This is a genomic window from Desulfitobacterium sp., assembly GCF_982384815.1.
On record NZ_CEVWNY010000150.1, the window covers coordinates 1 to 6,427 of the forward strand.

The window sequence follows — 6,427 nt, forward strand, 5'->3', positions numbered from 1 at the left end:
GTTCTTGGAAATAGCCATTTTGCTGAGCTACCAGAACAGGTAAGTTTTCCTCAATGGTTAAAGAGCCAATGGTTAATTTATTCTGTGCTTGAGCCTTACCTGCTGTGCCCCCCTGACTCTGCCCGCAACCTGTAAGAACACTTAAAATAAGTGCCAGAACAAGCAGTAGACTAAAGGATTTTCGACCCATCTTTGCTTCCTCCCGCTTATAACGAAATTATGAACCTAAGTTCATTTCTTGATTTCTATTAAACTCCCTTTTTCTAATTTCGTCAATAGGTTTTTTTACAGTTTGCCACTTTCTTTAGGGATTAACCCAGGAACAAAATACTTTCTCACAGGTATCTAGCAGAAGGTAAATCAAAAAACCCATCAGCCCCATGGCAATGATGCCGGCAAACATTTTATCATAAGCTAAGCTACTCCAAGAGTTCATAATAAAGAAACCGATCCCTTCTTGGGTAGCATAGGTTTCCACTAAGAAGAGGATGGCCATAGCAGTGCCAAGACCCAACTTCAAGGAGGTAAGAATAGAAGGAAGGCAGGCCGGAAAATACACATGCCGATAAAGCTCCCAGGTTGAGGCCTTTAAAGACTTTACCGAGAGGACATACTCTTGCTGGACATTACGAGCGGCATCTCTTGTGGTAACCACAATCTGATAAAATACAATCAAAGTTATCATGACAATTTTCGACACATTGCCGATCCCCAGTAGGATCAGAAAAATCGGCAGAAAAACCACCTTCGGTATGGGAAAGGTCAGATAGAGAAAAGGAGCTGATAACCTGTCCGCATGCTTATTCTTACCTAAAAATAAACCTAAGGGAATCCCCAAAATGGCAGCGATAACTAAGCTAACCCCAACCCGATACAGGCTAATCTGCAAATGGGGTATAAGGTCACTAAAAAATAACTGTCCAAAGGATCTGACAGCTTCTCCTGGGGGCGGAAAGGCCGGGGTCTGGAGGAGTATGGACAATATCTGCCAGGCTAAACCGATCAGCAGTACGGTTATTATAGTAGTCAAAAGCTTATGGGTAAAGGCTTTTAAATATAGATCTTTTAAATGCATGCCTCTTCCCTCCCCCGCAAGCTTAGACGCAAACCGTTACAGACCCTCAAGAATTCCATTTTACCCCGGGCTTCATAATCGCCGGCCAAGGGGTTGACTATTTCTTGGGTGATAGTTCCCGGACAAGCAGACATGACAAAGATCCTGTGTCCAAGGAACACAGCCTCCTCAATATTATGGGTGATGATGAGTATAGTTAGCCCCGTCTCTTGCCAGACATTAAGCACCAAATCCTGCATCTCTTCCCTTGTCAGAGCGTCCAAAGACGAAAAAGGCTCATCCATTAAGAGCAGCTCCGGTTTTAGCACTAAAGACCTGGCAATAGCCACCCTTTGCCTTTGCCCACCACTTAATTGAATGGGAAATCGCTTCCGCAAATGGAGCAAACCAAGCTGTTTAAGAATCCCTTCCGTTCGTTGAGCTGCTTCGCCGGCGCTTACCCCTTTTATCTGCAGGCCTAACCTTACGTTATCCCACACAGTTTTCCAGGGCAACAACCCATATTCCTGTAAGATTAAGGCTACTTGATTGCTTTCTTGAGGGGGGTGTCCATTCAAAAGAACCTGCCCTTGGTAGTGCTTATTTAATCCTGCCACTACGCTAAAGAGAGTACTTTTCCCGCAACCGGAAGGGCCAATGATAGCCCCAATCTGCCCGGAAGGCAAAGCTAAACTCACATTTTTTAAGGCAGGGATTAATTGATCATTTTGGTGATATATTACATCCAGGGACTCGATGGCTAAATAATTTATATCTTTATCCTTCTTCATCTATTTTATATCTCCCAATCCCTCTCATATTGTAATCAATCAGTGTGTTATAGGCCAGTTCAATATCCTCCGGCTCGCCCTTACCGATCCAGGATAAAATAACCCCTCGGAAGGTTCCCACGAAGGCAGTAGCAGTTACAGCCGTATCTTGTTTAGGGATCAATTGCTCCTCCATTAATTCATCCAAATCAATCTTAGTCAGACGAATGAGATCTTCCTCAATATCGGCATATTTGGTGTTGAGAGCCGAATGAAGTTGGGGAAACTGCTCCAGTAGGATTTTAGCCAAATACTTTTCCTTTAAAAATAAGCGAATACATACCTCCATGGAAGCCTGCAGCTTATCAAAGTTGTTATCATATTGGGCACGCTCTTCCCTTATCTTAGCCAATAATTCCTCATACATTTCTTTAACAATCATATCTACTAAGGATTCTTTATCGGCAAAATAGAGATAAAAAGTCCCAGTAGCAATTCCTGCCCGCTTAGCAATGGATTTAATCGAGACCTTGCCGATCTCTTCCTCTTCAGATAGGATTTCCTTAGCAGCCTTGATTATCCTTTTACGGCGTATTTCTTGCTTCTTGAGGACGTTATCCGTTTTATTGTAGACCATAGCCAACTCCATATTTTTATTCTTGTCTACATAATAAAAGTCCATAAACTGAATTTAGGTTCAATTTATGGACAAATTTTACTATTTATTATTTTTTTAGTCAAGCGAATTGCGGTAATCCAGTTCTATTTTCTGATCACTATCTCTTTACCCTCTCGACGCCATTCCGCATATTCGGCGGCAGCAGTGAAGAGAACATCTGTGGAAGAGTTCAAGGCAGTTTCACAGGAGTCTTGCAACACGCCAATGATAAAGCCGACTCCCACTACCTGCATAGCAATATCATTAGAGATTCCGAACAAGCTGCAAGCCAGAGGAATGAGTAAAAGTGAACCCCCTGCTACACCAGAAGCACCGCAGGCCGCTATGGCGGCAAGTACACTCAAGATAATTGCAGTGGGAAGATCCACAGGAATTCCCAAGGTATGAACCGCCGAAAGAGTAAGCACGGAAATTGTTACAGCGGCCCCAGCCATATTGATGGTGGCTCCTAAGGGAATGGAGATTGAGTAGGTATTCTTATCTAATCCCAGTTTTTCACAGAGATTCATATTAACTGGAATATTGGCTGCTGAACTCCGGGTAAAGAAGGCCGTCAGTCCGCTTTCTTTCAAGCAGCGAAATACCAAGGGAAAAGGATTCCGACGAATTTTTAAGTAAACGATAATTGGGTTGATTATTACAGCCACAAAAACCATACATCCGATCAGCAGAATCAATAATTTACCATAACCCAATAATGCTTCCAGACCGCTGGTGGCAATTGAATTAAAAACTAATCCCATGATTCCCAGGGGGGCCAAACTAATGACCCATTTAACCACGGTGGAAATTGCATCAGATAAATTGCTGATTAAAGTCTTGGTGGATTCACCAGCACTTCTTAAAGCAAACCCTAAGAGAATAGCCCAGGTTAAAATACCAATATAATTGGCATTCATAAGTGCCTTAACTGGGTTATCAACAATGTTCATAAGCAACGTTAGTAGAACTTCATTAATACCCCCCGGTGAAGTAATGTCTTCCACCCCGGCTGCGAGAGTAATACTGACCGGAAACATAAAACTGGCAATAACACCGACTAAGCTGGCCAAAAAGGTTCCCACAAGATAAAGAACCAAAATGGCTTTCATATTGGTTTGCTGTCCGCTCCTATGGTTGGCGATGGCTGCCATAACTAAGAAAAAGACAAGGATCGGTGCCACAGCTTTTAAGGCTCCGACAAATAAATCCCCTAGGATAGCTACCGGCTTTACCGCTTCAGGAATCGTTAAGGCTAAGATAATACCGATGATGAGGCCGATGAGAATACGTTTGACAAGACTGATTCCGTTCCATTTCTTGATTAGTTCATGCAATGCTTTTGCTCCTTCCCTTTAAGCTTTGACTTATAGTGTCGTATTATATAAGATTTTTAAAGTTTACCACGTATTTTGTAATATTACAATTTTAATTATGCATACATGAGGTTACCAAAATAGGCTATATATTTTTGTAGGCTTAATACTTAAATAATTTAGAAAAGGATAAAAGGAAGAAACGGCCAACATATATATTATAAACAAATATGATACCCAATCCTTTTCCTTAAAAGAAAGTTAGAAAAGTATGAATTGGTATTTTAAGATTGCTTTGATGAAGCTTGTTTGATTTCCGTCAGTTAAATTTAGCAGCCAAAATTCAAGGAGGTAAAGTTATGATTTACGAAGGAGCAGTCTTTCGCCCCCCCAGCGAAGCCTCAAGCTTAATTCTGCAGATAACCATAGGCTGTCGCCATAATCAATGTACATTTTGCAGTATGTATAAAGGAAAAAGCTTTCGGGTCCGCAGTAAAAGTGAAATCCAATCCATCATTGAAGCTAGTTTTAAGGAGTATCCCAACGCGCAGCGAATCTTTTTAGCCGATGGCGATGCCCTGGCCTGTGACACCGACCTTTTATGTTACATCCTAAAGGAGCTTTACCAACGCTTTCCCCGACTCCAAAGGGTAGGAATTTATGGCGGCCCTAAGGATATTCTGGAGAAATCTCCGGACGAGCTATCCCATCTCAAGCAGCTGGGATTGGGTATTGTATATTTGGGAGTAGAAAGCGGCAGCGGAAAGGTCCTCAAAGAAATCTGCAAGGGAGTTACTCCCGAAGAAATGATTGAAGCGGGCCAAAAGGTTGTAAAAAGTGGGTTAAAATTATCCTGCACCATTATTCTTGGGGTAGGCGGGAAGGATTATTCAGAAGAACATGCTCTTGAGACAGCTAAAGTCCTGAATGCCATTAATCCACATTATCTGGGTGCTCTTACGCTGATGCTCGCACCGGATGCTCCCCTTGTAAGGAAGGTTAAATCCGGGGAGTTTATTATGCTGAATCCCTGGGAATCACTACGGGAACTTCGCCATATTGCTCAGCAGTTGGACCTAGCAGATTGTTTATTCCGAAGCAACCATGCCTCTAACTATCTTCCCCTTAAAGCCCATCTTCCCTTTGATAAGGATACACTTCTCGCCACCCTAAGTGAAGTAATTGAGCAGAATCGTGAGGATTATTTACGACCGGAATATTGGCGGGGACTATAAAAAGGCTAAAAGAATGCTACTCAGCATTCTTTTAGCCTTTTTCTTAGCTGAACTATTCAAAGATTCCCGTTGAAAAGTTTTTTGCTATAGCATTTAACAATTTGGATTTTCCAGCCACTGCCTTTGAGCCCCAGCTACTCCAGCACCAAGCTCTACATTATGTCCACTTCTTACCAGCGCTAGTTCCATAGCGGCAAACATTTTCAAGATGTCAGCGGCGTCAGTATAGCCCATATGACCAAGCCGTAACATCTTGTTTTTTATTTTCCCTAATCCCCCGCCAATAGCAACATGGAATTCCTCACGCATGAGCTTGCGGAAAGCATCAGCGTTTTCAAATTTTACTGCTGTAAGTGTTGGGCTTGCTGCAGAATCTTTAACTAATAGTTCTAAACCGAGAGCACGAACCCCTGCTCTAGTCATATCCCGAAGAGCGGCATGGCGTTTATATTGACTCTCCAGTCCACCGCTTCTTTCGATCATATCACATGATTCCTCCAACCCGCAGACCAGTGCCAAATTTGGAGTGTATGGCGTACCTACGCCTGATTCGATATGGCTTTTATAAAGTTTTAAATCGAAATAGAAGGATGGACATTTATGTTGGCTAATTCTTTCCCATGCTTTTTCACTAACCGTGATCAGAGCGAGACCGGGTGGCAGCATAATCGCTTTTTGGCCGCCGGTGGCAACAATATCTATTCCCCATTTATCCATATAAAGTGGTGTACCGACAATCGAGCTTACTGCATCGACAAGAAAAAGAGCTTCGGTTTCTCGAACGATTGCAGCAATTGCTTCAATGTTATTAATTGCAGACGTTGATGTTTCACAATGAGTGGCGAATACTGCCTTTGCCTCAGGATTTTCCTTCAATGCCTTTCGAACATCCTCTGGATCTACAATATCTCCCCATTCGGTCTCCACACGGACAACTTTGCAGCCGATATGTTCTGCTATTCCTTGCAAGTATTCTCCGAAGTAACCGACAACACAGAGAATGATTGTGTCATTTGGCCCCACCGTATTAATCATGGCAGTTTCTAAGGCAGATGCTCCACTTGAAGTAAGGGGTATAACCATATTATTTGTTTGGAAAATCGCTTTAGCCTTATTCATTGTTCTTAGCAATATTTCCTGGAACACTGGATTCCGATAGTCCATCATTGGGTGATCAAAGCTTTTCAACATAGCTAATTGAATTTCTTTAGGGACTTGAACCGGTCCCGGTAGTCTTAGATCCATTTTTTGCTCAAACATTATTTACACTCTCCTTTATAAGTAGTTCGGAATTTGATTTAATTCAAATGAGTCTTGCTCCAAGTTAATTCTCATATGTCTCCGCTAAAAGTTGGACAGGATGAATAACCTGGGCTTGAGAGCCTGCTTGTTTC

6 protein-coding genes and 1 pseudogene are annotated in these 6,427 nt (G+C 42.4%); 1 reads left to right on the forward strand and 6 read right to left on the reverse strand.

What is annotated here, in order from left to right; translation table 11 throughout:
* The 5 genes and pseudogenes from AC1U9U_RS15090 to sstT all read right to left on the reverse strand — a co-directional run.
* Positions 1-190: pseudogene (locus tag AC1U9U_RS15090) on the reverse strand (ABC transporter substrate-binding protein); the annotation flags it as partial.
* 114 nt (positions 191-304) lie between these two features.
* On the reverse strand, positions 305-1,075 hold the full coding sequence (locus AC1U9U_RS15095) for an ABC transporter permease (protein WP_479961376.1): 771 nt from the start codon (positions 1,073-1,075) through the stop codon (positions 305-307).
* Entirely contained in the window at positions 1,066-1,845 is a 780-nt protein-coding gene (locus AC1U9U_RS15100; protein WP_479961377.1) for an ABC transporter ATP-binding protein, read from the reverse strand. Before AC1U9U_RS15100 ends, AC1U9U_RS15095 begins: the two co-directional genes overlap by 10 nt.
* Complete coding sequence (locus AC1U9U_RS15105) at positions 1,832-2,461, reverse strand: TetR/AcrR family transcriptional regulator (protein WP_479961381.1); 630 nt, start codon at positions 2,459-2,461, stop codon at positions 1,832-1,834. Before AC1U9U_RS15105 ends, AC1U9U_RS15100 begins: the two co-directional genes overlap by 14 nt.
* Positions 2,462-2,586: 125 nt before the next feature.
* Entirely contained in the window at positions 2,587-3,819 is a 1,233-nt protein-coding gene (gene sstT, locus AC1U9U_RS15110) for a serine/threonine transporter SstT (protein WP_479961378.1), read from the reverse strand.
* A 338-nt stretch (positions 3,820-4,157) separates the two neighbouring features.
* Between sstT and AC1U9U_RS15115 the strand changes: the two genes are divergently transcribed.
* Positions 4,158-5,033, forward strand: coding sequence for a radical SAM protein (locus AC1U9U_RS15115; RefSeq protein ID WP_479961379.1), 876 nt, complete (start codon positions 4,158-4,160; stop codon positions 5,031-5,033).
* Between the two features lie 93 nt (positions 5,034-5,126).
* Here the strand turns inward: AC1U9U_RS15115 and AC1U9U_RS15120 are convergent, their stop codons facing one another.
* The gene (locus AC1U9U_RS15120; protein WP_479961380.1) at positions 5,127-6,293 is read right to left on the reverse strand and encodes a pyridoxal-phosphate-dependent aminotransferase family protein; all 1,167 of its coding nucleotides are present in this window, start codon (positions 6,291-6,293) and stop codon (positions 5,127-5,129) included.
* Positions 6,294-6,427: the final 134 nt, after the last annotated feature.